Origin of the sequence: Phreatobacter cathodiphilus (assembly GCF_003008515.1) — a bacterium.
GTDB classification, from domain to species: domain Bacteria; phylum Pseudomonadota; class Alphaproteobacteria; order Rhizobiales; family Phreatobacteraceae; genus Phreatobacter; species Phreatobacter cathodiphilus.
Map to the genome: position 1 here is coordinate 3656754 of NZ_CP027668.1, position 25162 is coordinate 3681915.

Annotated in this window: 25 protein-coding genes; 5 read left to right on the plus strand and 20 right to left on the minus strand. The window is 68.1% G+C overall.

What is annotated here, in order from left to right; all coding sequences use genetic code 11:
* Window positions 1-63: 63 nt before the first annotated feature.
* The gene (gene mbfA / locus C6569_RS17525; protein ID WP_106750089.1) at window positions 64-1056 is read right to left on the minus strand and encodes an iron exporter MbfA; all 993 of its coding nucleotides are present in this window, start codon (window positions 1054-1056) and stop codon (window positions 64-66) included.
* A 330-nt stretch (window positions 1057-1386) separates the two neighbouring features.
* Between mbfA and C6569_RS21800 the strand changes: the two genes are divergently transcribed.
* The 3 genes from C6569_RS21800 to aptA all read left to right on the plus strand — a co-directional run bounded on the left by C6569_RS21800 (window position 1387) and on the right by aptA (window position 4101).
* Window positions 1387-2019 (plus strand): DUF5343 domain-containing protein, encoded by a 633-nt coding sequence (locus C6569_RS21800; protein WP_146144837.1) that lies wholly within the window; start codon window positions 1387-1389, stop codon window positions 2017-2019.
* Complete coding sequence (locus C6569_RS21805; RefSeq protein ID WP_146144838.1) at window positions 2012-2605, plus strand: Swt1 family HEPN domain-containing protein; 594 nt, start codon at window positions 2012-2014, stop codon at window positions 2603-2605. Before C6569_RS21800 ends, C6569_RS21805 begins: the two co-directional genes overlap by 8 nt.
* A gap of 119 nt (window positions 2606-2724) precedes the next feature.
* Window positions 2725-4101, plus strand: a complete 1377-nt coding sequence (gene aptA, locus C6569_RS17530; protein ID WP_106750090.1) for an omega-aminotransferase AptA — start codon at window positions 2725-2727, stop codon at window positions 4099-4101.
* Window positions 4102-4193: 92 nt separating this feature from the next.
* Here the strand turns inward: aptA and C6569_RS17535 are convergent, their stop codons facing one another.
* Window positions 4194-5228 carry an L-idonate 5-dehydrogenase gene (locus C6569_RS17535; RefSeq protein ID WP_106750091.1) on the minus strand — a complete coding sequence of 345 codons (1035 nt, stop codon included), beginning with the start codon at window positions 5226-5228 and terminating at the stop codon, window positions 4194-4196.
* A gap of 208 nt (window positions 5229-5436) precedes the next feature.
* On the opposite strand from C6569_RS17535, the gene C6569_RS17540 reads away from it, so the two are divergent.
* Window positions 5437-6567 carry an S-(hydroxymethyl)glutathione dehydrogenase/class III alcohol dehydrogenase gene (locus C6569_RS17540; protein ID WP_106750092.1) on the plus strand — a complete coding sequence of 377 codons (1131 nt, stop codon included), beginning with the start codon at window positions 5437-5439 and terminating at the stop codon, window positions 6565-6567.
* Window positions 6568-6606: 39 nt separating this feature from the next.
* On the opposite strand, the gene C6569_RS17545 is transcribed toward C6569_RS17540, so the two are convergent.
* A complete protein-coding gene (locus C6569_RS17545; protein ID WP_106750093.1) occupies window positions 6607-7098 on the minus strand; it encodes a pyridoxamine 5'-phosphate oxidase family protein in 492 nt (163 codons plus the stop codon).
* 214 nt (window positions 7099-7312) lie between these two features.
* On the opposite strand from C6569_RS17545, the gene C6569_RS17550 reads away from it, so the two are divergent.
* Window positions 7313-8035, plus strand: coding sequence for a phytanoyl-CoA dioxygenase family protein (locus C6569_RS17550; RefSeq protein WP_106750094.1), 723 nt, complete (start codon window positions 7313-7315; stop codon window positions 8033-8035).
* Between the two features lie 60 nt (window positions 8036-8095).
* Here the strand turns inward: C6569_RS17550 and C6569_RS22005 are convergent, their stop codons facing one another.
* The 17 genes from C6569_RS22005 to C6569_RS17635 form a co-directional block, all read right to left on the minus strand.
* Window positions 8096-8479, minus strand: a complete 384-nt coding sequence (locus tag C6569_RS22005) for a hypothetical protein (protein ID WP_181313801.1) — start codon at window positions 8477-8479, stop codon at window positions 8096-8098.
* Window positions 8480-8567: 88 nt separating this feature from the next.
* Window positions 8568-10148 carry a regulator gene (locus C6569_RS17560; RefSeq protein WP_106750095.1) on the minus strand — a complete coding sequence of 527 codons (1581 nt, stop codon included), beginning with the start codon at window positions 10146-10148 and terminating at the stop codon, window positions 8568-8570.
* 28 nt (window positions 10149-10176) lie between these two features.
* A complete protein-coding gene (locus tag C6569_RS17565; RefSeq protein WP_106750096.1) occupies window positions 10177-10842 on the minus strand; it encodes a cysteine hydrolase family protein in 666 nt (221 codons plus the stop codon).
* 142 nt (window positions 10843-10984) lie between these two features.
* Window positions 10985-12046 (minus strand): DUF808 domain-containing protein, encoded by a 1062-nt coding sequence (locus tag C6569_RS17570; RefSeq protein WP_106750097.1) that lies wholly within the window; start codon window positions 12044-12046, stop codon window positions 10985-10987.
* Window positions 12047-12121: 75 nt separating this feature from the next.
* Window positions 12122-13852, minus strand: coding sequence for a thiamine pyrophosphate-binding protein (locus tag C6569_RS17575; RefSeq protein WP_106750098.1), 1731 nt, complete (start codon window positions 13850-13852; stop codon window positions 12122-12124).
* Window positions 13853-14083: 231 nt separating this feature from the next.
* Window positions 14084-14911: a polysaccharide deacetylase family protein gene (locus C6569_RS17580; RefSeq protein ID WP_106750099.1), complete on the minus strand. Its 828-nt coding sequence runs from the start codon at window positions 14909-14911 to the stop codon at window positions 14084-14086.
* A gap of 25 nt (window positions 14912-14936) precedes the next feature.
* Window positions 14937-15692, minus strand: a complete 756-nt coding sequence (locus C6569_RS17585; RefSeq protein WP_215905760.1) for an SDR family NAD(P)-dependent oxidoreductase — start codon at window positions 15690-15692, stop codon at window positions 14937-14939.
* A complete protein-coding gene (locus C6569_RS17590) occupies window positions 15685-16461 on the minus strand; it encodes an SDR family NAD(P)-dependent oxidoreductase (RefSeq protein WP_106750101.1) in 777 nt (258 codons plus the stop codon). The genes C6569_RS17585 and C6569_RS17590 overlap by 8 nt, the downstream gene beginning before the upstream one ends.
* Window positions 16462-16507: 46 nt before the next feature.
* Window positions 16508-17224, minus strand: coding sequence for an ABC transporter ATP-binding protein (locus C6569_RS17595; protein ID WP_106750102.1), 717 nt, complete (start codon window positions 17222-17224; stop codon window positions 16508-16510).
* Window positions 17211-17999, minus strand: coding sequence for an ABC transporter ATP-binding protein (locus C6569_RS17600; protein WP_106750103.1), 789 nt, complete (start codon window positions 17997-17999; stop codon window positions 17211-17213). Before C6569_RS17600 ends, C6569_RS17595 begins: the two co-directional genes overlap by 14 nt.
* Window positions 17996-18931 carry a branched-chain amino acid ABC transporter permease gene (locus C6569_RS17605; protein ID WP_106750104.1) on the minus strand — a complete coding sequence of 312 codons (936 nt, stop codon included), beginning with the start codon at window positions 18929-18931 and terminating at the stop codon, window positions 17996-17998. Before C6569_RS17605 ends, C6569_RS17600 begins: the two co-directional genes overlap by 4 nt.
* Window positions 18928-19818: a branched-chain amino acid ABC transporter permease gene (locus C6569_RS17610; RefSeq protein WP_106750105.1), complete on the minus strand. Its 891-nt coding sequence runs from the start codon at window positions 19816-19818 to the stop codon at window positions 18928-18930. Before C6569_RS17610 ends, C6569_RS17605 begins: the two co-directional genes overlap by 4 nt.
* Window positions 19819-19838: 20 nt before the next feature.
* On the minus strand, window positions 19839-20990 hold the full coding sequence (locus C6569_RS17615; protein WP_181313802.1) for an ABC transporter substrate-binding protein: 1152 nt from the start codon (window positions 20988-20990) through the stop codon (window positions 19839-19841).
* A gap of 190 nt (window positions 20991-21180) precedes the next feature.
* Window positions 21181-21957, minus strand: a complete 777-nt coding sequence (locus tag C6569_RS17620; RefSeq protein ID WP_106750107.1) for an IclR family transcriptional regulator — start codon at window positions 21955-21957, stop codon at window positions 21181-21183.
* A 172-nt stretch (window positions 21958-22129) separates the two neighbouring features.
* Entirely contained in the window at window positions 22130-23386 is a 1257-nt protein-coding gene (locus C6569_RS17625) for an NAD(P)/FAD-dependent oxidoreductase (protein WP_106751107.1), read from the minus strand.
* Between the two features lie 38 nt (window positions 23387-23424).
* Window positions 23425-23748 carry a 2Fe-2S iron-sulfur cluster-binding protein gene (locus tag C6569_RS17630; RefSeq protein WP_106750108.1) on the minus strand — a complete coding sequence of 108 codons (324 nt, stop codon included), beginning with the start codon at window positions 23746-23748 and terminating at the stop codon, window positions 23425-23427.
* A gap of 1 nt (window position 23749) precedes the next feature.
* Window positions 23750-24973, minus strand: coding sequence for a cytochrome P450 (locus C6569_RS17635; RefSeq protein WP_106750109.1), 1224 nt, complete (start codon window positions 24971-24973; stop codon window positions 23750-23752).
* Window positions 24974-25162: the final 189 nt, after the last annotated feature.

Below are 25162 nucleotides of genomic sequence, written 5' to 3' on the forward strand. Positions count from 1 at the left end.
CTCGAACGAGCGGACAGGAGGGGCCGCTCCGTCTCACGACGGGGCGGCCTTTCCGTTTCCGCCTCAGGCGCCGCCGATGAGGATGCCGGCCGCCAGCACCAGCGCGCCGCCCAGCACGATCTGGAAGGTCGCCCGGAGGAAGGGCGTCTCCATGTACCGGTTCTGGATCCAGACGATCGCCCAGAGCTCGATGAAGACCACGGCGAAGGCGATGGCCGTCGCGGTCCAGAAGTTCGGGATGAGATAGGGCAGCGCGTGACCGAGCCCGCCGACCGCCGTCATCACGCCCGAGGCGATGCCGCGCTTCCACGGCGACCCGCGCCCCGACACCTTGCCGTCGTCGTGGGCGGCCTCGGTGAAGCCCATGGAGATGCCAGCGCCGATCGAGGCCGAGAGCCCGACCAGGAAGGTCGTCCAGGGGTTCTGCGTGGCGAAGGCGGTGGCGAAGATCGGCGCCAGCGTCGACACCGAACCGTCCATCAGGCCGGCGAGGCCCGGCTGAACCCAGGTCAGCACGAACTGGCGGTGGGCGGCGGCATCCTCGCCGGCGCGGCCCTCCTCGGTCAGGTGGGTTTCGCCGAGAGCATTGGCCTCGCGCTGGTGGCCGGCTTCCGCCGCGGCGAGGTCGCCCAGGAGCTTGCGGGTATCAGCATCGCCCGCCCGCGCCGCTGCCGCCAGATAGAAGGCGCTCGCCTGCCGCTCCATCTCGGCGGCCTCCTCCCGCACCCGGTCGAGCGACAGGTTTTCGACCAGCCAGACCGGGTTGCGCGCATAGTAGCCGGAGACGTGCTCGCGGCGGACCGGCACGATGAAGTCGCCGAACCGGCTGATGTAGAGGTCGATGAGCCTGCGGCGGTGCTCGTCCTCCGTCGCCGCCATGCCCTCGAACACCGCGGCGGAATGCGGGTATTGCGCGGCGAGCTTCGCCGCATAGGCGCGGTAGATCTGCCCGTCCTCCTCCTCCGAGGAGATGGCGAGCGCCAGAATCTCCTGTTCGCTGAGATCGTCGAAGCGGCGCCTGGAGCCGAAACCGGGAATGGAGAAGCGGCTGAGCATAACGGAACTCTGATTAGAATTATTCTAGACAAGAGATAGGCGCGTCGAGCAGGGGATTCAAGCGTCGGCAGGACCACCGCCACACCAGTCCGTGCGCCCTATCCATTCGCAACGAGCAGTTCATCTACCCCTGCGTCCGCGTTGGGGTGCGCCCGATGTCGGCAGTTATCTGAGCTTCGCCGCCGCGCCCTCGCGCTCGGCGCCTCTCCCTTTGGCGGGAAAGCGCAATCGCGCACCGCCGCGGCATTGACACGAGCGACAAAGAGGAACGGAGATTGACACAACCCAAGGTAATCAATTGAATGCCAAAACTTATTGAATGAGAAACAAATGGCACCGCTCCCTTATCTAACGTCCCCCGGGAACATCGACAAAGCGCTAACCGGCATCAAGCAGGCGGCTGTACCCGATCGAGTTAGCCAGGATTTTGTGAAAACAATTCTCAAAATTCCAGGTGGATCCGGCGATCAAATGACGTCGTTTCTTAAAAAGCTCGGCTTTGCAAATCTTGATGGCTCCCCAAACGATCTTTATAAGCGCTTCCGCAATCCGACATCATCGGGAACTGCAATCGCAGGAGCTATACGGCAGGCTTATGCGCCACTGTATGTTCGCAACGAATATATGCATGAATTGAGCGATAAGGATCTACTTGGCCTCGTCGTTGAAGAAACAGGCCAACCTCATGATTCCTCACCTGTTAAGTTGATTGTAAGCACAATTAAGCACCTAAAGAGCTTCGCAGATTTTTCGCCGGCACCTGCTTCAGAAATAGTTCCAGCCGCGGATACTTCGGATCGCCCAAAGAATGATTCAGCAAGCCCCGTTCGCGGGAAAGAAAACATCGGTCTGAATCTCGGTTACACAATTAACTTGAATCTGCCTGCAACAAGCGATTCAGCTGTGTTTGACGCGATATTCAGAAGCCTTCGCGAGCATTTACTTAGGAGCGACGATGCCTAATAGGCCAGATGGACTTATTCGCGCATTTGGAATGTCAGGAATTCAAATATCGGCTGGATTGTCACGAGTTGAAAAGAGCTTCGGAATATTGCTCGGCCACGATGCCTCCGTACAAGCCGGTCGTAAAATTGCAGACTACGATCAATTCGAAGCCACGTTGCGCGATGAAGCTGCACGAATGTCTGAAATTTACGAAGTGTTTTACTGTTTGGAGAATTCGATACGAAAACTTGTCGAAGATATCCTGATCGAAGCTGAGGGTGCAGATTGGTGGAACAGCAAGCGTGTGGATGAAGAGCGGATAAGAAAAGTTGCTGCATCACGGCACAGGAAAGAGGTCGACAGCGGCATCACTCCAAGATCAGACAACCTGCTATTCTATACAACCTTTGGCGAATTGTCCCAAATAATTACAGATAATTGGGATCTATTTGAGACCGTATTTAGGTCGAAAACAGCCGTCAGCAATGTATCTAACCAGCTAAATTTGCTTAGGGGGCCCATCGCTCATTGCACACCCACTGACAACCTCGAACAGGAGCGCCTCAATCTAGCTGTGAAAACCTGGTTCAAAATCATGTCTTGACGATCGCGCTGCCTGCCCGGGCGCCCCCCGCATCCCTCCCCTTCGCTTTCTCCGCCTTGCTCCCTGTCTCCCTCTTGGTATGGTCGTTCTTCACCACGGCCCTTCCGGAGATTTTTTCCATGTCCAAGACGAGCGCGCTGCGTGTGGTCGGCGACGACGCCAGCACCACCGCCATTCCGAACGACCTCCAGGCCTTCTGGATGCCGTTCACGGCCAACCGCTCGTTCAAGGCGCGCCCGCGCATGGTCGCCCGCGCCAAGGGCCTCTACTACTACACGCCCGAGGGCAAGCAGGTGATCGACGCCACGGCGGGCCTGTGGTGCTCCAGCGCCGGCCATTCGCGCGAGCCGATCGTCGAGGCGATCCAGAAGCAGGCGGCCGAGCTCGACTTCGCTCCGACCTTCCAGTTCGGCCACCCCAAGGCCTTCGAGCTGGCGAGCCGCATCGCGGCGCTGGCCCCGAACGACCTCGACCACGTCTTCTTCTGCAATTCCGGCTCGGAAGCCGCCGACACCGCGCTGAAGATGGCGATCGCCTACTGGCACGCCCGCGGCAAGGCTTCCAAGACCCGCCTCATCGGCCGCGAGCGCGGCTATCACGGCGTCGGCTTCGGCGGCATTACGGTCGGCGGCATCGTCGCCAACCGCCGCGTCTACGGCTCCATGCTGGCCGGCGCCGACCACCTGCCGCACACCTACAACCGCGAGAAGCAGGCCTTCTCCAAGGGCGAGCCGGAGTGGGGCGCCCATCTCGCCGACGAGCTGGAGCGCATCGTCGCCCTGCACGACGCCTCCACCATCGCCGCCGTCATGGTCGAGCCGATGGCCGGCTCCACCGGCGTGCTGCCGCCGCCGCAGGGTTACCTGAAGCGCCTGCGCGAGCTCTGCGACAAGCACGACATCCTGCTCATCTTCGACGAGGTCATCACCGGCTTCGGCCGCCTCGGCGCGCCCTTCGCCTCCGAGCGCTACGGCGTCACCCCCGATCTCATGACCTTCGCCAAGGGCGTCACCAACGCCGCCGCGCCGATGGGCGGCGTCGTCGCCCGCAAGCACGTCTACGACGCCTTCATGACCGGGCCGGAGCATGTGGTGGAGCTCTTCCACGGCTACACCTATTCGGCCCATCCGATCGCCTGCGCCGCCGGCCTCGCCACCCTCGACCTCTACCGCGACGAGGGCCTGTTCGAGCGCTCCAAGGCGCTGGAGCCGGTCTGGGCCGACGCCATCTTCTCCAAGCTCAAGGGCAAGCCGGGCGTCCTCGACATCCGTCAGGTCGGCCTCACCGCCGCCGTCGATTTCGAGGGCTGGAAGGACGCGCCGGGCAAGCGCGCCTTCGTCGCCATGGACAAGGCCTTCCACGACGAGGGCATGATGGTCCGCACCTCCGGCGACTGTCTGGTGGTGACCCCGCCCTTCATCGTCACCGAGGACGACATCGCGCAGATCGCCGACAAGCTGTCGAACGTCATCGACGCGACGGTCAATCCGTCCTGAGGCGGGTGCCGGACTGACTGACGAAAGGCCCGGCCCCGCGCCGGGCCTTTTGCGTTGGGGGGTTTGAGTGTGGCGGTAGCGCCAGTTGCCCCTCACCCGAAGGCGATCTGCACCTTCATCGCCTTCGAACGGTCGGAGGCGAGGTGGAAGGCCTCCACCGCCCGCTCCATCGGCAGCGTCGCGGTGAGCAGCGGGCGCACGTCGATGCGCCGCTCGCCGATCATCGCCACGGCGGTGGCGAACTCGTGGTGGAAGCGGAACGTGCCGCGCAGCTCCAGCTCCTTGGCCACCAGCACCGAGATGGGCAGGGTGAAGTCGCCGCCCGTGCCGACCTGGACGATGACGGCGCCCGGCTTCAGGGCGGCGAGCGCCCCGGTGAGCGCCTTCATGTTGCCGGAGGCCTCGAACAGCACGTCGAAGCTGCCCTTGTCCGCCTCGTAGGGTCTGAGCGCTTCGGGATCGGCGGCCGTGTTCAGCGTCGTCGCGACGCCCATGCCCTTCACCACCGCCAGCGTCGCCTCGGCGACGTCGGTGGCGACCACCTCGGCCGCGCCCGCCGCTCGCGCGGCGAGAATGCAGAGCGCCCCGATCGGCCCGCAGCCGGTGACGAGAACGCGCTTGCCGAGCAGCGGCCCCGCCCGCCGCGCGGCGTGGAGGCAGACCGCCAGCGGCTCGCAGAAGGCGGCCTCCCCCAGGCTCACCCCCTCCGCCACCCTGTGCGCCTGGACGGCGTCGCAGACCAGCACCTCGCGGAACGCTCCCTGGATGTGCGGAAAGGGCATGGCCGAGCCGTAGAAGCGCATGTTCAGGCAGTGGTTGGCCATGCCCTCCAGACAGTAGCGGCAATGGCCGCAGGGCCGCGACGGGCTCACGGCGACACGATCGCCCGGCTTCACCGAGGCGACCTCCGCCCCGACCCGCTCCACGGTGCCGGCGATCTCGTGGCCGAGGATCATCGGCTCCTTGAGGCGCACCGCGCCGAACCCTCCGTTGTGGAAATAGTGCAGGTCGGAGCCGCAGATGCCGCCCGCCCCGATCCTGACCGCGACCTCGCCCGGCCGGAGGGGGGCGACCTCGCGCTCCTCGAGCCTCAGGTCGTGGGGGGCATGGATGACGAGCGCCTTCATTGGGATCCTCCGGGGCCTGCTCTTCGGCCGCTCCGGCGGGGCGGCGGCGGGCTTCACGGCAGGAGCCTATCAGGGCCGCGGGCAGGCGGAAGGCCCCCCGAGAGCAAAGGCGGTGGCGCCGGCCCACCGTTGCGGCGGCAGGCCCCGCATGGTCTGATCCGCCCGAATCGTCGCCTCCAGCGGCCCCAAGACCCTCGAAGGATCAGCCATGAAGACACGCGCCGCCGTCGCCTGGGAGGCCGGCAAGCCGCTCACCATCGAAACCATCGACATCGACGGGCCGAAGCCCGGCGAGGTCCTCGTGGAGATCATGGCGACCGGCGTCTGCCACACCGACGCCTACACGCTCTCCGGGCTCGATTCCGAGGGCAAGTTCCCGGCGATCCTCGGCCACGAGGGCGCCGGCATCGTGCGCGAGGTCGGCGCCGGCGTCACCTCGGTGAAGGTCGGCGACCATGTCATCCCGCTCTACACGCCGGAATGCCGCGCCTGCAAAACCTGCCTGTCGCAGCGCTCCAACCTCTGCACCGCCATCCGCGGCACGCAGGGGCAGGGTCTCATGCCCGACCAGACGACGCGCTTCTCCTGCGAGCCGGTGGGCGGCCGCGGGCGGAACGAGGTGTTCCACTACATGGGCTGCTCGACCTTCTCGAACTTCACGGTGCTGCCGGAGATCGCCGTGGCCAAGGTCCGCGAGGACGCCCCCTTCGACAAGATCTGCTACATCGGCTGCGGCGTCACCACCGGCATCGGCGCGGTGATCTACACCGCCAAGGTGTGGCCCGGCGCCAACGTCGTCGTCTTCGGTCTCGGGGGCATCGGCCTCAACGTCATCCAGGGCGCCCGCATGGTCGGCGCCGACAAGATCATCGGCGTCGATCTCAACCCCGCCAAGGTCGAGATGGCGAAGAAGTTCGGCATGACCCATTTCGTCAATCCCGACGAGGTCGGCCGCGACAAGGTCGTGCAGGCCATCGTCGACCTGACCGGTGGCGGCGCCGACTTCTCCTTCGAGTGCATCGGCAACGTCCACACCATGCGCCAGGCGCTGGAATGCTGCCACCGCGGCTGGGGCGAGAGCATCATCATCGGCGTCGCGCCCTCGGGGACGGAAATCTCCACCCGCCCGTTCCAGCTCGTCACCGGCCGCGTCTGGAAGGGCTCGGCCTTCGGCGGGGCGCGCGGCCGTACCGACGTGCCGAAGATCGTCGACTGGTACATGGAGGGGAAGATCGACATCGACAGCCTGATCACCCACACCATGCCCCTGGACGAGATCAACACCGCCTTCGACCTGATGCACGAGGGCAAGTCGATCCGCTCGGTGGTGGTCTACTGAGGAAACGGCGGCGCCGCCGATGCGCGGCGCCCACGCTCCCTAGCGCAGGGCAACCTTGGCCACCTTGCCCTCGTAGTCCTCCTTGGGGTCGGCGCCCATCATCAGCTTGATGCCGGCCCAGAGGGTGGTGGCGTTCTCCCAGATCTCCGCCTTCTGCGGATCGAAGCGCAGAAGGACGAGCTTCGGATCGTCCTTGCCCTCCTCGTACCAGGCGGCGACCCAGCGGTTCCACAGCCGGTCGATCACGGCGCGGTCGTTGTCGACCACGAAGGTGCCGTGGACGCAGGCGAAGAGGTCGTGCGACTTCGACGTGAGGGTGATCGAGCCCTTTTTCGACTCGGCGCCCAGCGCCTCCACCATGTCCGTGTCCTTCGCCGTGAAGAACCAGACCGGGCCGTGGTCGCCCTCGCCGTCGAGCTGGGCGGTGAGCGGGCGCATATGGCCGTCCTCGGCGGAAAGGCCCGCCATGACGGTCATGTCCGAGCGCAGATGGGTCCAGAAGGACTGGGTCAGTTCGGCCGGTGTCGGCATGGCGTGCTCTCCGGGTGAGGGGTCGGTCTTCGCAACGCTCGCGGCTGGCCTAGCGTTCCCGCGCCCCGGTCATGACCGCCGTTGCCGCCCACGTCACAGCCCGCTCGCACCGCTGTCGAAACCCTGCAACAATCCGCCTTCAGCGTGGGTTCATGCGGACGGTGCTGCCCTGCCGGGGGGTGGGCACCATTTCCGAGACCGGCCGGAGCAGACAATGGATGATCGTGACTATGTGAAGCTGAAGCCCGAGCTGATGGGATTCCGCTACGTGGGGACCGTGCCGCAGGAGGCGCGGCCTCTCCTCACCCGTGCCTATGAGGACCTGAAGCGCACCATGGGTGCGAAATGGGACGAGCAGATCGCCGCGCGGGAGATCTGCTGGATGAACGTCTGGCAGGAGGACGAGGAGGGCGACATGATGGAGCTCTCCGACAAGACGCTGGCGAAGGAATTGCACGCCTGGTGCGAGACCGCCGCGGGCCGGTTCGCCGAGCAGGGCGCCATCATGGACGGCTACGGTTTCGTGGTGAATCCGGTGGGGTCGAAGCCGCAGGTCTGGCACGTCGACTACACCACCGACGCCGCCGCCATCTGGATCCCGCTGACCCAGTTCACCGACCGCAACGCCACCCAGTTCATCACCTTGCCGGAGTCCACGCCGGACGAGGCGCTGGAGAAGGTCGCCTCGAATGTCGACGACGTCGATGTGGAGGCCCTCGCCCGCAGCGTCGACCATTTCCAGGTCCACCAGATCGTCGCCAAGCCCATGTCGGTGCTCTACATGGGCCGCGGCACCATCCACCGCGGCATTTCCAACAGCGGCGACGACAACCGCATCTCCTTCTACATCTCGCTGCACTTCATCCGCGACTACTCGGTCTATCCCTATTACGCGGACGAGCGCTCCGAGCAGGCGGTGGTCAACTTCAACGACTGATCGCGCACGAAAAAGGCCGCTCCCCCGAGGGAGCGGCCTCTCTCGCCTCAGGCGCTGAGCTTAGTTCTGGTTGGGCGTGGCGGGCGCCGCCGGAGCGGGCTGGGCCGGAGCCGGCTGAGCCGGGGTCGGCTGGACCGAGGGCTGCTGGCGCGGCACCGAGCCCGTCGCCGTAGGATCGGTCGCCGGGGCCCCGCCCGGGGTGCCCTGGGCCACCGGCGGACGCTCCACCGTCGGGGTCGTGGCGGTGCGATCCGATGAGCCGCCGAACATCGTCATGATGACGAAGACCAGGACGAGGGCCGCCGCAAGGCCGCCGAGCAGGCCCCAGCCGGTGCGGGACGCGGGGCGGGGGTCGACCGGCTGCCGGGGATCGACGCCCCCGGTCATCGGCGCAACGGGATCGGCGCTCGTCCGGTTGGGGTCGCGGGGGTCGATATGGGTCATGTCGTCTCTCCTCACGGAAGGGTTGGTCTGTAAGGTCAACGACGACCGCGCGGCGAGGTTCCACCCGCCGCGCGTGGGATCGGCGGCCCTATTCCGCCGGTTGCGCCGTCATGGAAGGCTTGGCCGCCGCATCCCGCAGCGAGGCGGCATAGAGGAGGCCCGCCACCATGAGATAGGCGAAGGCGACGCCGGGCGACCTGGCGAAACCCACCGCCTCCCCGTGCATGAAGCCGAAGAAGGTCAGCACGGCCCCCGCCGCCGCGAACATCGCCGCCTCGACGAACTTCTTCTCGATGACGAAGACGGCAACGGCGCCGAGCACCAGTCCGGTGATGATGGCGCCGCCGCCCATGATCTCGAGACCGTGATAGAGCACGCCGACCTGCGCCATCTTGTCGAGGCCCACCGCCGCGGCATTGGTGCCGGCGGCGCCCAGCGCCCCGTCCACCAGCACCTTCGCCCAGGCGGCGAGATGCGGGGTGAGCGCCAGCACGACCGCCGGCGCATGGCTCGACGGCGTCGTCTGGAAGGCCTGCGCACCGATCAGCATGCCGATGTAGAGGAGGATCGGCGCGATGGCGACGACGGGGATGAGCGCCGTCAGCAGCGCGATGATACCGAACCAGGCCAGCACCAGCACCATCAGCCCGGTCAGCGCCGAATAGCCGATGCGCCCGCCCATCGCCTTCCAGCCGGGATGGCCGATATAGACCGCGTTGATGAAGGGGTTGCCCATCAGGCAGCCGATCATCGAGACGGCGCCGTCGGCGGTCAGCACCCGCGTCGTCGGATAATGGTCGCCGGCCGCCTCCGCGCTCTCCACGTTGTCCATGGCCTCGACCAGGTCGTAGATGCCGAAGGGAATGGCGGTGACCAGGATGATCCCGAGGAACTGGAAGCCCGAGAACGTGTGGCCGATGGCCGGGATCGGCAGCGAGAAGCCGAAGCTCGAGAAGGCCTGGCCGAGCTTGTCGAGGCCGACGCCGCCGATCGGCATGCCGATGGCGACGGAAGCCCAGGCGATGAGCATGCCCGCCGCGATGGCGACGAGGCCTGCGGGGATGCCGCGCGGATAGCGGAAGCCGCCGAACCAGGACAGCATGATGATGGCGAAGCAGGTGAGGCCGATCACCGGCGTCATGTACATCTCCATCGCCGGCCGCATGGAGATGAAGGCGATGGAGACGCCGGCGAGCGTGCCGAGCAGCGCTGCCCGCGGCGTCACCTTGCGGATGTAGGGGGCGATGAAGCCGCCCGCCATCAGGATGATCGACTGGATGAACACCCAGGCGAGCCCCGCCTCCCAGCCCTTGATCGGATCGCCGGTCGAGATCGAGATCGGCAGCATGATGACGAAGGTGACGATGAACATGTGCGGCACGCTCACCCCCGAGGGCAGCGCGCAGACGTCCGACCGGCCCGTCTCCTTCGCCAGTTTCCAGGCGAGCCAGGCGTAGTAGAGGGTCGAGAGCGCCATCATCAGGCCGAGGGCGGGGAGGATGCGGCCGAAGACCAGGCTGTCCGGCATCTTCAGCACGAAGCGCAGGAGGCCGGTCAACACCAGCATGTTGACGAGGATGTTGGTGCCGAAGCCGAAGAAGGCGTTCCAGTCGCCCGGCGTCCACAGCGCCGGCTGGCCGCGCGTGGCGGCGGTCTCGGTCATGGCCATGCTCGTCTCCCCTCCGATGGTCAGGTCGTCAAAGCGCTGCGGTGATGTCTCCCGTCGTGGTGACGAAGCCGAAGATGCCGCCCTGGGCGGCGATCATCCTCAGCCCCACCGCATGGAACTCGTCGAAATAGGAGGCGCAGGCGTCCCCCGGCACGAGGCAGCGGAAGCCCCGGTCGTTGGCCTCGCGCACCGTGGTGTGGACGCAGACCTCGGTGGTCACCCCGCAGACGATCAGCGTCTCGATGCGCCGGTTGCCGAGGATCAGGGCGAGGTCGGTCTCGTAGAAGGCGCCCTTGCCGGGCTTGTCGACCACCGGCTCTCCCGGCGCCGGCGCCAGCTCCGGGATGATGTCGTGGCCGGGCTCGCCGCGCACGAGGATGCGCCCCATGGGGCCGCAGGCGCCGATCCGCAGGGCCGGGTCACCCCGCTCCACCTTCAGGGGCGGGGCGTCGGCGAGATCGGGCCGGTGGCCTTCGCGGGTATGGACGACGAGGAGCCCATTGGTCCGCGCGAAGGCGAGGAGCGCGGCGATGGGGCCGACGGCGCGGGCGAGTTTCGACACGTCGTTGCCCAGCGCCGCCCCGAAGCCGCCGGGCTCGAGGAAGTCGCGCTGCATGTCGATGACGACGAGGGCGGTGCGATCGAGATCGATCGTCACCGGGTTCGGGTCAGCCGGAATGGTCGCCTGCCGCATCGCGCGCTCCGCAGCTGTCGCGGATCACGCAGCAAGGAGCGGGCCAGACGAAAGCCCGGCGAGATTGTATACCGGACGCCGATACCGCCCAATTCGGCGTCAACTCCGCCTTGATCGTGCCGCCTGCTTGCGCAGCGCCGTCTCAGTGCCCGCCGGCGGCGCCGCGCCGGTGCATCACCGGCTCGACCACGTAGTGCATGGCGAGGAAGACCACGCCGCCCAGGACGAGGCCGAACAGGCCCGAAGCCACCGCCGTGACGATCCACTCCATCGCCGCCTTCAGCGCCGGCACCACGGCCGCCACCGAGACCGCCACGGCATGGATCGCGTGCTCGATACCGGCGAGGCCGTAGCCCGCGAGGCCGTGCACGAAGATGCCGCCGCCGACCCAGAGCATGGCGAGCGTTCCGACGAGGCTGAGGGTCTTGAGGAAATAGGGCATGCCGGCGACGAGGCCGCGGCCGAGCGGGCGGGTCACCCGGCTCACCGCGCGGTCGAGGCCCGAGGGGCCACGCAGGTCGAGCTCCGTCGGCCGCCCGCTGAGCACATGGCCGAGGCCGCTCACCGGCCGCTCGCTCTGCGCGAGCGCCAGCCCCACATCGTCCGCCTTCACGATCAGCGCCACGGCCCCGTAGACCAACACCGTGATCGCCACCCCGACCACCGCCAGGATCAGCGCCTGCACCCAGAGGCTGGGCGAGGTGATGGTCGACAGCGCGATGGCCATGATCTCGGCCGAGAGGATGAAGTCGGTGCGGATGGCGCCGGCGACGCGCTGGTCCTCCAGCGCCTTGGTGTCGGCGGGAGCGGCGGCGAGCCGGTCGGGCGGCGGCGCGCCCTCGCCGTGCGGCACCACCATCTCCAGCACCTTCTCGAAACCTTCGTAGCAGAGGTAGAGCCCGCCGATCATCAAGAGCGGCGTGATCGCCCACGGGGCGAGGGCGCTCAGCAGCAGCGCGCCCGGCAGCAGGAAGATCAGCTTGTTCTTCAGCGAGCCCCTGGCGATCTTGCCGACGATGGGGAGTTCGCGCGCGGCGGCGAAGCCGACCGCATAGCGCGGCGTCACCGCCGCGTCGTCGATGACGATGCCGGCGGCCTTGGCGCCCGCCTTCGTCGCCTGGGCGGCGACGTCGTCGAGGGTCACCGCCGCCACCTTGGCGAGGGCGGCGATGTCGTCGAGGAGTGCGATCAGGCCGATGCTCACGGGGGGTCCTCCAGCGGTCGCAGGACCTTTAAGGCCATGTCCGCCGGAGGAAGGCAACCCGGGAGAGGCGCCGGCTCAGGCCGGGCGGTCGCCCTTCTTCAGCTTGGCGGCGGCGCGGTTGTCGACGCCCGGCAGCATCTTGGCGGGGTCGCGGGTGACGACCACGTCGATCACCGAGGGACCCTTGGTGGCGAAGGCCTCCTCCAGCGCCGCGCGCAGCGTCGAGGGATGCTCGACGCGGATGCCGTGGCAGCCCAGCGCCTTCGCCGCATCGGCGTAGTTGGTCTCGGCGAGGTCGGAGGCGTGGTAGGCGCCCGGCCCGTAGACGAGGTGCTGCAGCGCCTTCACGTAGCCCGAGGCGGCGTTGTTGACGACGATGATGGTGAGGTCGAGACCCATGCGGCGCGCAGTCTCGATCTCACCGAGCATCATGTTGAAGCCACCGTCGCCGGTGAGGCCGATGACCTTCTTGCCCGGCGCGCCCATGGCGACGCCCATGGCCCCCGGCAGGCCGTAGCCGATCGAGGCGAAGCCGCGGTCCGGCACGAAGGAGCGGCCGGGCTTCTTGGTGTCGAAGAGGAGGCCGCCCCAGTGCGCGGCGAAGCCGCCGTCGGCGACGAGATAGCCATCGGCCGGCAGCACCTGGTTGATCTCCGTCATCAGCCGACCCATGCTCACCGGCACCTCGTCCGAGGTCAGCTTCTCGTTCACGTCGGCGCGCCAGGCCGCCATGCGCTTCGGCACGTCGGCGGCATAGGCCGAGAGCCGGCCGCGGATCGCCTCGGCCTTGGGCGCGAGGGCGCTTGCCAGGTCCTCGATGCCGAGCTTCGCGTCGCCCCACAGCGTCACCTCCGGCTGCACCGTGCGGCCGAACTCCTCGGGGACGATGTCGAGATGGACGATGCGCTTGCCCTTCGGCGGCACGGTGAAGCGCTTAGTTGCGATCTCGCCGAGCTTGCAGCCGACGACGAGGATGAGGTCGCTCTCCTCGATCAGCGTATTGGCGATGCGGTCGTAGCGGCCGAAGAGGCCCGCCGAGAGCGGGCTCGTGCAGGCAATTGCCCCCTTGCCGGTCATGGTGTGGGCGACGGGGATGGAGAAGGTCTCGGCGAAGCGCTGCAGGGTCTCGGCAGCGCCGGAGAGGTGGACGCCGCCGCCGGCGAGCACGATGGGCCGGCTCGCGCCCGCGATGAGATCGGCGGCCTTTGCCAGCGCCGCTCCGTCGGGGCGGCAGCGCAGGGCGGGCGCGCCGCCATGGGCGGGATCGACCTTGAAGTCGTCGTCTGTGAAGCCGTAGGTGCCGTGGCAGATATCTTCCGGCACGTCGACGATGACCGGGCCAGGGCGGCCGGTAGTGGCCACCGCGAAGGCGCGGCGCATCAGCTCGGGAATGCGATGGATGGCCTCCACCCGGATCACCTCCTTGGCGCAGGGCCGGAGGATGTCGAGCTGCCGGCTCTCCTGGGTCATGTTCTTCCAGGAATGGTCGCGGTGGGTGTCGCCAACGATGGCGACCATCGGCGTGCCGGCGTTCAGCGCCTCGACGAGGCCGGTGACGAGGTTGGTGGCGCCGGGTCCGAGGGTGGCGTCGACCAGGCCGACGCGGCCGGTGACCTTGGCATAGGCGTCGGCGGCGAAGACGCCGGCGCGCTCGTCGTTGATGAGGTTGTGCTTGAGGCCGAGGCGGCGGGCGGCGTCGTAGAAGGGCAGGAGCTGGAAGCCGCCCATGCCGAACATCGGGCCGCCGTCGAAGGCGAGGATCATCCGCGCCAGGGCTTCGCCGCCCGTCATCTCATTGTCGCTCATCACGCCTCTCCACCCGCGGCCCCCGGCCGCATGTCTCCGGGTGAGCGAGGGTCGGGGCGCCGGCACCTGCGCGCCGCCGCCGTCCGGGCTCCCTCCCCGCCCCCATAAAGCGCCGTTGGCCGGCACCTTTCAGCTTGGGCGCCACGGTTAGGGAGGGCTCCCGGGCCTGTCAACGCGGGCGAAAGGCAGGCCAGCAATGCCGGCCCGCCATCGGGGTATGGGCCCCGGGGCTCACTCGGTCTCGTGCGCCTTCGACCAGGCTTCCGCCACCTCGGCGCCGGTCGCGAACCACACGCCGGGGAAGGTGCGGATGAAGGCGATGAGCTCGCGGATCAGCGCGATGCGGCTCGGCCGTCCCCCCACCTGCGGGTGGAAGATCATGTCGAACAGGCCGCCCCACCTGTAGATCTCGCGGAACTCCTCCTTGTACACGCTCAGCATGTGCTCGTTGGTGAAGATCGGCCGCGGCGTCTTCACCGAGAACAGGGCGAAGGGCGCGTCGTCCAGCGACCAGTGCCAGGGCAGCTCGATGACGCCCTTGGAGCCGTCCGGCATGATGTGGCGGTAGGGGTTGATGTCGTCCATCAGCGAAGAGTCGTAGAGGAAATTGTGCTGCTTCAAGAGCTTGAACAGCCCTTCCGACACCTCGCCGGCCGGCGAGCGGTAGCCCTTGGGCACCACGCCGACGGTGCGCTTCAGCGCCTCCAGGCCCTTCTCCATCTCCTCGACTTCCGCCTGGGGATCGTCGCTCACCCATTTGTGGGAATAGGAGTGGTGGGCGACCTCGTGCCCGTCCTTGAGGATCATCTCGACGCGGTCGGTGTGGTTCTCCGCCGTCCAGCCGGGCACGAAGAAGGTCGACTTCACGCCCTCCTCGCGCAGCGTGTCGAGAATCTTCGGCACGCCGACCTTGGCGCCATAGCGGCCCTGGCTGAGGACGCCGGGGCGACGGGCGTTCTCCGGATCGCGCGAGGTCCACAGGGTCTCGGCGTCGAAGTCGAAGGTCAGCATCACGGCGCAGCGGGCGCCGTTCGGCCATTTGACGCTCATGTCGTGCATCGTCTCGTCTCCCTTGAAACCGGTTCTAGATCTTCCCGTGCCGGGCCGCGAGGAAACCGCCGTCCACCGGCATGACCACGCCCGTGACGAAGGCGGCATCCTCGGAACAGAGGAACGCCACCGGCCCGGCGATGTCGGCCGGGGTTCCCATCCGCTCCACCGGCGTGCCCTCGACGATGAGCCGCGTATAGAGCGCGTTCTGCCGGTGGCCGGTGGTCATGGGCGTCGCGATGAGGCCCGGCGCCACCGCGTTGACGAGGATGCCCTCCGGGGCGAGTTCGCCGGCGAGCTGGCGGGTGAACTGGGCGACGCCCGCCTTCGCCACCGCATAGGCCGTGGTGCCGGGATAGCCGGTGATGCCGAAGATCGAGGAGATGTTGACGATGCGCCCGCCGGGCCGCGGCAGGTGCGGCACGACGGCGCGGGTGACTCGCAGAACGGCGGCGAGATTGGTGTCGAGGAAGCGGTCGATGAGCGCGTCGTCGCTCTCCATCAGCCGCTTCGAGCCGCCGATGCCGGCATTGTTGACGAGGATGTCGATGCGCCCGAAGGCGTCGAGCGCGGCCTTCGCCATAACCTCGCCGGCATCCCGGTCGGTGACGCTCTTGACGAGCGCGACCTGACCGAGCCGGGCGGCGGTCTCCACGACCTCCGGGATGACGTCGACGAGGAGAACCTTCGCGCCCTCTGCGGCGAAGCGCTCGGCGATGCCCTCGCCGATGCCGCGGGCCGCGCCCGAGACGATGACGGCCTTGCCGGCGAAGCGGGTCGGATCAGGCAAGACGGCCTCCATCGACGGGCAGCGCGTGGCCGGTGGTGTAGGAGGCCTCGTCGCTCAGGAGATAGAGCACGCCCGCCGCCACCTCCTCCGGCTGGCCGAAGCGGTTCATCGGGTGCTTCAACTTCTGGAAGGCCTCGCGCTCTGCGCGCAGCACGGGATCGGCGATGGCCGCCATGCCCTGGCGGTGCATCGGCGAATCGATCGTGCCGGGGCAGACGCAGTTGACGCGGATGTTCTCGGTGGCGTGGTTGAGGGCGAGGCTCTTCGTCAGCAGCGTCACCGCACCCTTGGAGGCCGAATAGACCGAATAGACCGGCGAGCCCTGCAGGCCGGCGGTGGAGGAGAACAGCACCACGGAGCCGCGGCCGGCCTCCCGCATCTGCGGGATGAAGGCCCGCGCGGCGAGCCAGGAGCCCTTCACGTTGATGTCGAAGACGAGGTCGAATTCGTCCTCGGTCACGTCGACGGCGATCTTCGAGGGGCCGATGACGCCCGCCGCAGCGACCAGCAGTTCGACCGGTCCGAAGGCGCCCTTTGCCGTGTCGGCGAAGCGCTGGACGTCGGCTGCTGACCGCGCGTCGCCGGTGACCGTGACGGCGCCGGCGCACAGCGCGGCGGTCTCGGCGAGGCCGGCGGGATCGCGGTCGAAGAGCGCGAGCTTGGCCCCTTCCCGGGCGAGGGCCACGGCGCTCGCCCGCCCGAGCGCGCCGGCCGCTCCCGTCACCGCCGCCACCCGGCCCTCGAAACGTGCTGCCCTCGGCTCGCTCATGTCACAACCCTCGCATGGACCGGGCCGCGGGAGAGCGGCCGAAAAGTCAGTGCTCCTGCCCGCCGAGATAGAACTCCTGGAGCTCTTCCATGGCGATGCCGTCGCCCACCTCGCGCTCGTAGGCGATGCGCCCGCCACGGATGACGTAGATGTGGTCGGCGATGTCGAGGGCCATGCCGACGTTCTGCTCGACGAGCAGCAGGGTCAGGCCCAGGTCCCTGAGGCCGAGGATCGCCTCGGCGATCTCCTCGACGATGCGCGGGGCGAGCGCCGCGGAAGGTTCGTCGAGCAGCAGCATGGAGGGGCGCGCCATCAGCGACCGGCCGATGGAGAGCATCTGCCGTTCGCCGCCGGACAGCATGCCGGCATTGACCTTGCGGCGCTCCTTCAGGCGCGGAAAGCGCTGGTAGACGCCCTCGAGGTCGGAGGCGATGCCCTGCCTGTCGCGGCGCCGGTGATAGGCACCCATGAGGAGGTTTTCCTCGACGCTCATGCCGGCGAAGACCTCCTTGCCCTGCGGCACGAGGGAGAGGCCGAGCGACGCACGCTGTTCGGCCGGCACGTCGTTGATCACCCGGCCGTCGAGGACGACCTGCCCCTCCTGCACGGCGACCAGGCCGACGATGGCCTTGAGCGTGGTCGACTTGCCCGTGCCGTTGCCGCCGAGCAGGGCGACGAGGCCGCCCTTCGGCACGTTCAGGCTCACCCCGTGCAGGATGCGCGTGCGGCCGTAGCCGGCGACGATGCTGTCAACCTTGAGCACGGCGCTTCCACCCGGTTCCGATATAGGCTTCGACCACGACGGGATCCTTGACGACGGCGTCCGGCGCGCCCTCGGCGATCTTCACGCCCGAATCCAGCACGACGACGTGGTCGCAGAGGTCGCGCACGACGCGCATGACGTGCTCGACCAGGAGGATCGACACGCCGAACTCGTCGCGCAGCCGGCGCACCAGCTCGATGAGCTTGTCGACATTGGGCGGCGACAGGCCGGCGGCAGGCTCGTCGAGCACGAAGAGGCTCGGCTCGCTCATCATGCCGCGGGCGATCTCGACCATGCGCTGCTGGCCGATGGAAAGGGCCGAGACGGGCCGTTCGGCGAAATCCTGAAGGTCGAACCAGGCGAGGAGCTCGCGCGCGCGGGCACGGGCCCGTTCCTCCTCCTCCCGCGCAGTCCCGCGCGCGAAGATGGAAGCCGCCAGACTCGCCTTCATCCTCATGTGATTGGCCAGCAGCAGATTGTCTTCGACGCTGAGCGAATGGAACAGCCGCAGCAGCTGGAACGAGCGCGCCATGCCGAGCCGCGCCCGCCGGTGGGACGGCAGGGCGGTGATGTCGGCGCCGTTGAACAGGAACGTGCCCTCGTTCGGCATCATCTCGCCGGCGACCAGGTTGACCATGGTCGACTTGCCCGAGCCGTTGGGGCCGATCAGCCCGACGATCTGGCCCTTGCCGACCGTCAGGCTGGCGTCGTTGACGGCGACGACGCCGCCGAACCGCTTGGTGATGCCGCGGGCTTCGAGGATGGGAGTGGTCATCGCGCCGACCTCGCGCGCAGGCGTCCGACGACGCCCTCCGGCATCAGCGTGACGACGAGCACCAGCAGGACGCCGTAGATTAGCATCTTGTACTCGGCGAACTTGCCGAGGAGCTCCGGCAGGATGGCGAGGAAGACGGCGCCGAGGATGGGGCCGATGAAGGTGCCGCGGCCGCCGACCACCATCATCGCCACCACGGTGGCCGAGATCCAGATCGTGTAGTCGTCGGGCGTGACGCCGCGCAGCGAATGGGCGGTGAGCACACCGGCGACCCCGGCCAGCGCCGCATAGGCGACGAAGGCCGTGAGCTTGCCGCGGGTCGTGTCGAGCCCGACCGCGCTCGCCAGCGTCTCGTCGTCGCGGATCGCCACCCATTCGCGGCCGAGCCGCGAGTTCACCAGGCGCCAGGCGACGAGCATGGTCAGCGCGGTCATGGCGAGCGTCAGCCAGTAGTAGGAGCGCAGCGATCCGAATTCGAACAGCGTCACGCCGAAGACCGTCACCGGCCCGGCATTGGGCATGGGCAGGCCCACCTGGCCGCCGGTGAAGGAGGTCCACTGCGAGATGACGAGATAGACGATGGTCTGGAAGGCGATGGTGACGATGGCGAGGAAATGGCCCTTCAGCCTGAGGGCGGGAATGCCGAGCAGCAGGCCGAAGAGACCGGCGACGATGGCGCCCGCCGGCAGATGGACCCAGATCGAGGTGCCGAAATCGCGGGTCATGATCGCCGCCGTATAGGCGCCGATGCCGTAGAAGGCGCCGGTGGCGAAGGAGAACTGGCCGCAATAGCCGGTGACGAGGTCGAGCCCCACCGCCAGGATGACGAAGAACAGCACCATCATCAGCACGTTGGTCTCGTAGCCGCCGATGCCGAAGGGGGCGACGGCGAGGACCGCGAAGGCGAGCAGCGCCAGGAGATAGACTCTCATGACCGCTCCACCGCCTTGCCGAACAGGCCCTGCGGGCGGAACAGCAGCACGAGGATGACGAAGACGAAGCCGACGATGTCGCGCATCGCGTTGGAGATATAGGCCGAGGTCAGCGATTCGGTGATGCCGAGGAGGAGGCCGGCCACCGCCGCGCCGGCGACGTTGCCCATGCCGCCGAGAATGACGACGGTGAAGGCCTTCAGCGCGATCATGTTGCCGACGATGGGATAGACGAAGAAGACCGACGACATCAGCATGCCGGCGGTGCCCGCCAGCGCCGCGCCCGTGATGAAGGTGACGATCGCCACCCGCTCCACCCGGACGCCGCAGAGGCGCGCCACCGTCGCATGCTGGGCCATGGCGCGCAGGCCCCGCCCGGTCCAGGTGTAGCGCAGCACCACATAGAGGACGGCGATCAGCAGAACCGTCGCCAGTGGGATCAACAGCCGCTGCTGCGGCAGGAAGACCGGGCCGAAATCGGTCGGCAGCGACGACAGGACCGGGATCTTCGAGACGTCCAGGTTGAGCCGCTGCGGCTGCGGCCCCATCACCACCAGCGCCGCGTTCTGCAGCGCCACCGCGAGCCCGAACGAGGAGATGATCGAGCTCGTGGCGTCGTGGTTCTTCATGGGCTTGTGCAGGATCGCCTCGGCGGCGATGCCGACCACCGCCGCGACCAGAAGGACGAAGGCGATGGCGGGGAGGACGGGAAGCTTGAGCACCGTGATCGCGACGATCCCGGCATAGCCGCCGATCATGTAGAACTCGCCATGGGCGAAGTTCACCACGCCGAGGATGCCGAAGATCAGCGTCAGGCCGACGGCGACGAGCACATAGGTGCTGCCGATGACGACGCCGTTGGCCAGATATTGCAGGAAGAGATCCATCGCGATCACGAAACCCGGCGTCAGACGTCGAGGCGGCGCTTGCCGTCCTTCACCACGGCGATGAAGTTGGGGAAGTCGACGCTGCCCTTGGCGTTGAAGGCGGCCGTGGTTCCGGCGGGACCCTGCACGAGCTGGAAGTCCTTCATGCCGCCCTTGAGCATCTTCTGGATCTCCAGGCCGTCCGGCTTGCCGACGCGGCGCAGCGCCTCGATGCCGATGGTCATGGATTCGAAGCCGAGCGCGGAGAGCGTGTTGGCGTCGAGGTTGTGGCGGGCCCGGAAGCGCTCGCCGAAGGCCTTGCCGACGGGATTCGGCGTCGAGGGCTCGTAGAGGCTGGCGACGGCGAAGCCCTCCGACGCGGGACCGGCGAGGCGGATGAAGTCGTCGGAATTCATCGAGCCGGAGCCGACGAACTGCGTGCGGATGCCGGCCTCGGCCGCCTGGCGGACGATGTTGGCACCGTCACCGGCCCAGCCGCCGATATAGACCGCCTCCGGGCGCAGCGAGCGCAGCTTGGTGAGCATGGAGGAGAAGTCCTGCTCGCCGGCATTGTAGCTGTCGGTGGAGACGATGGTGCCGCCGACGCCGCCGACGACCCGCGTCACCTGGGCGGCGAGAGTCACGCCGTAATTGGTGTTGTCGTGGATGATCGCGACCTTGGTCTTCTTGAACTTCTCGACGATGGCCCGTGCCGTGTCGTCGCCCTGGGCGTTGCTGTCCGGCCAGGACCGGAAGAACCAGGGATCGCCCGGCGTGTTCTGGTCGGTGGCGCCGGCGGCGGTCGACCCGCCCGACAGCATGGCGACCTTGTATTCCGCGGCGATCTTCGAGGCGGCGATCGCCACGGCCGAGGCGTAGGTGCCGACGATGAAGGGAGACTTCTCCCGCTCGATCAGGCGGCGCACGGCGGTGACGCCCTTGGTCGAGTTGCTCTCGTCGTCCTCCATGACCAGCTCGATCTTGCGTCCGAGCACGCCGCCCTTGGCATTGGCCTCCTCGATCGCGAACTGGATGCCCGAGAGGATCTGGCGGCCCTCGATGCTGGCGGGACCGGAGAGCGGAAGCATGCCGCCGAGCTTGATCGGCTCGGAGGACTGGGCACGCAGAACGGACGGAGCGGCGACGCTCGCGCCCATGACGGCCAGCATGTGACGGCGGGAGAACTGCGTCATGGTGGAATCTCCTAGCGGAACCGTATCGACAAACAATACGGTTATATTGATAATGTGATACGCATGTTCACGCGCTGTCAAACCCCGCCGAGAGGCGGAAGCGCGCAAATTGTCGGCATGGGTGGCCTGTTTGAAACGCAGGACGACCGATCCTGCGGCAAGGCGCGAACAGGAGAGCCCGTCGGCCGCGTCAGGTGCTGAGGGCGCGCGCCGCCTCGATGGCCAGCGGCGAGAACCGGCGGCGGAAATCGGGGATGGACCATTCGCTGAGGGAGCCGGCGACATGGACGGCGCCGATGGGCCGCCGGTTGCCGTCGAGCACGGCCGCGGCCAGCACCACCTCGCCGATCAGGGCCTCCTCGGCCGCCCAGGAATAACCTTCGACGCGCGCCTCGCGCACCTTCTCCCAGATCTCCGGCAGGCCGGTGCGCGACTTCGGCGTGATCGCGCGGCGGTCGGAGCGGGCGAGCAGGTCGTCCACCTCCGCATCTGCCATCTGGGCCATGCAGGCACGGCCCCCCGAGGAGAGGAAGGTGGGAATGCGCCGGCCCGGCAGCGTGGCGTAGAAGGTCTCGCGCTTGCTCTGCAGGCGGATGGCGTAGATCGTCATGGTGTCGTCGAAGAGGCTGAGGTCGACACGCTCGCCCGCGAGTTTGCGCAGCTCCATCAGCACCGGCGTCGCCCGTTCGATCAGCGGGTTGGAGCGCAGGTAGTCGAAGGAGCGGTCGAGCAGCCGGCGCCCGAGCATCAGCCCGCCGCTGTCGGCACGTTCGAGATAGCCGCGCGCCAGCAGCGTCTGGCCGATGCGCTGCGCGGCGCTCTTGTTGATGCCGGTGGCCGCCGCGATCTCGCCGAGCGATTTCGGCCGCGGGCTCTGCGCGAAGGCCTCGAGCACATCGAGGGCACGGGCGACCGATTGCAGGAACAGGCGCTCGTCGACGGCGGTCACGCCGGCTGTCTTGGTCATCGTCGTCGCCGGACGGGCCTTGCCGGCCCCCCTCCCTGGTGCAATCCGTCCTCGCCGGACCCCCGGCTCGCGCCGCCCCGCGGGGGATGCATGGTTCAACCCGGGACTGCTATGGCGGGACCGCGGCCAAAATGCAACACGGTCGTATCGGGGCCCAATACCTGCCCTGTGGTCAGGCCTGCACCTTCGGCGGCGCCGAGAGCGCCTTGAGGTCGAAGCCCGCCGCCTCGGCCTCGCCGTATGTCGGCGGGGCCGGCAGGGCGAGGATGCGCCGCGCCAGCATGTTGTCGCCGGGGCGATTCACCGATTCCACACCGACGAGTTGGCCCGCCCGGAAGGCGAGGAGCGAGAAGCGCGCGGCGTCGCGGTCGCCGATCGTCACCTGGGCGTCGCAGCCCGTCGTCAGACCGGCCATCTGCAGCTTGAGGTCGCCCTGGTCGGACCAGAACCACGGCACGGCATGGTAAGGCTGCGGCTTGCCGGCGAGGCGGGCGGCGACGACACGGCCCTGGTCGATGGCGTTCTGCACCGATTCCAGCCGCATCCGGCCGCCGGCGAAGGGATTGGGGTGGTTGCAGCAGTCGCCGATGGCCGAGACCGCGGGATCGGCGGTCTGCATCAGGGCGTCGACCACGATGCCGTTGTCGACCGCGAGACCGGCCTCGGCCGCGATCTCCGCATTGGCGATACCGCCGATACCGACCAGGACGAGATCGGCGGGAAGCGTCTCGCCGCCGGCGAGCGCGACGCCGGTCACCCGGCCCTGGGGACCGACGATTGCCTCGATCGCGGCGCCGAAGCGGAACTGCACGCCGGCAATCTCATGCCGCTCGCGGAAGAAGGCGGAGATGGCCGGCGTCACCGCCCGCGCCATCACCCTGTCGGCCGCCTCGACCACATGGACCTGCTTGCCGCGCTTGGCGGCAACCGCGGCGAATTCGAGCCCGATGAACCCGGCGCCGATCACCACCACGTCGCCCGCCGCCTCGAGCAGGGCGCCGAGCGTCCGGGCGTCGGCGAGGGTGCGCAGGGTCGCGACCCCCGCGAGCTCGCCGCCCTGGCCGGTCCACCGCCTGACGCGCGAGCCGGTGGCGATGACCAGATGGCCGTAGCCGCAGGAGCGCCCGTCCGCCAGCAGCACGTGGCGCGAGGCCCGGTCGATGCGCGTCGCGGCGACGCCGGCGGCGAGGCGGATGTCGGTCTTGTCGAGCATGGCCTGCGGCCGCAGCACCAGCGCATCCTCGGTCACCGCGCCGAGCAGGAAGCCTTTGGACAGGGGCGGCCGCTGATAGGGCAGAACCGGCTCGTCGCCGATCATCTGGATGGTGCCGGCAAAGCCCTCCTCGCGCAGCGACAGCGCCGCCTGCAGTCCTGCCTGTCCTGCCCCGAGGATGACGACGTCGGCTTGCGGGGCGAGGACCTGGGACATGGCATTCACACGGGGCTGGGGCCGACGCCACGCCGGCGTCAGATCTGCGAGTCCGGCACCGTTACCACGAGCCCATCCAGCGCGTCAGTAAGGACAATCTGGCAGGACAGGCGTGACGAAGGCCGCCGCTCGCTAGCCGTCGCATCCAGCATCTCGTCTTCCGCCGCCGTCACGGGCGGCAGCCGGCCGGCGAAGACCGGATCGACATAGACGTGGCACGTGGCGCAGGCGAGCGAGCCGCCGCATTCGCCGAGCACGCCCGGGACCTGGGCGCGAACGGCCGCCAGCATCAGGCTGATCCCGGCGGCGGCCTCGATTTCCACCCGGCGCCCACCCGGCTGCAGGACTGTGATGCGCGGCATGTCAGGCCGCGGTCACGGCGAGCGGCAGCGTCTTCAGGCTGCGCAGGTTGTTGTTGAGGGTCCGGGAGGGCGCCCCGGCGAGCTCCAGGCTCTTCACCTGGGCGACCATGGCCTTCAGCACCGCCTCGCCCTCGAGCCTGGCGATCATCTGACCGATGCACATGTGCACGCCGGTGCCGAGGGCGAGATGGCCCATGGTCTGGCGCGTCACGTCGAAGCTGTCGGGGTTCTCCCACTGGTCGGGGTCGCGGTTGGCGGCGCCGAGCATGACGAGGATCTTCGAATCGTTCGGCACCGTCACGCCGTCGATCACCACCTCCCGCATGGTCTGGCGGCAGACGTTCTGGATCGGCGTCTCGAGGCGCATCGCCTCGTCGAGGGCGGGGCGGATGCGCGAGGGGTCCTCGCGCAGCAGGGCCCATTGTGACGGGTCCATGGCGAGGTACCACAGCGCCGCCGAGATCATGCTGGACGTGGTGTCGAGGCCGCCGCGCAGGAAGGAGCGCACCAGCAGGGGCGCCGTCTCGTGGTCGATCTCGCCGCGGTCGGCGGCCTGGAAGATCTTCTCGCCGAAGCCGCCCGGCACCATGGCCTCGCGCTTCATGCTGTCCATGTACCAGTCCCAGATGGCGTCGGCCTTGCGCTGGGTCTCCTCGAAGCGGGCGTTCTTCGGGCCTTGGCCGTCGAAGTTGAGGGCGCCGAGCAGGAACAGGTTGTCGCGGCGCTCGGGCGAATTGGCGAGGCCCAGCGCCTCGGGGAAGGTGGTGGAGACATAGGTCTCGGCGAGGTCGTGGACGCCGCAGAAGGCGCGCTTCTCGACCAGTTCCGCCACCAACCGCTCGGCCGCCGTCTCGAAATCCTCGCGCCACTGCCGGATGACGGCGGGCGAGAGGATGCGCTGGAGGACTGTACGCACATGGGTGTGCTGCGGCGGGTCCACCTCGACGATCGGGCTCGGCGCGCGCCAGGCGCCGGGCTTGCGGATGTCGGCGAGGCCCGAGCCGCCGGTGGATGAGAAGGTCTCCCAGTCCTTCAGCACCGGCATGATGTCGCGGTGACGGCCCATCGCATGGACGCCGTAGCGCGACAGGAACACCACGGGACCGGCGGCGCGCACGGCAGCGTGCATCGCCCCCGGATTGTCGAGCACCTCGTCGGCATAGGGGTCGACGTCGACGACCGGTGCGGCGAGGCCGGGCGACGGATGAAGGGCGGCGTCGGGCATGACATGTCTCCGTCGGCTGGCCGGGCGGTGGAGGCCCGCAAAGCGTATCGCCAGAAAATACGGCAGTATTGTCTAATCTTGCGGATGGGACAGCCGGCCTGTCAATCGTCACGCCCTGCCCGCGCTGCATGGCTCTTGCCCGGCCATGGCTGGCTCTTGCGGGGCGCCATGACTGGCGCCGCCGCGCCC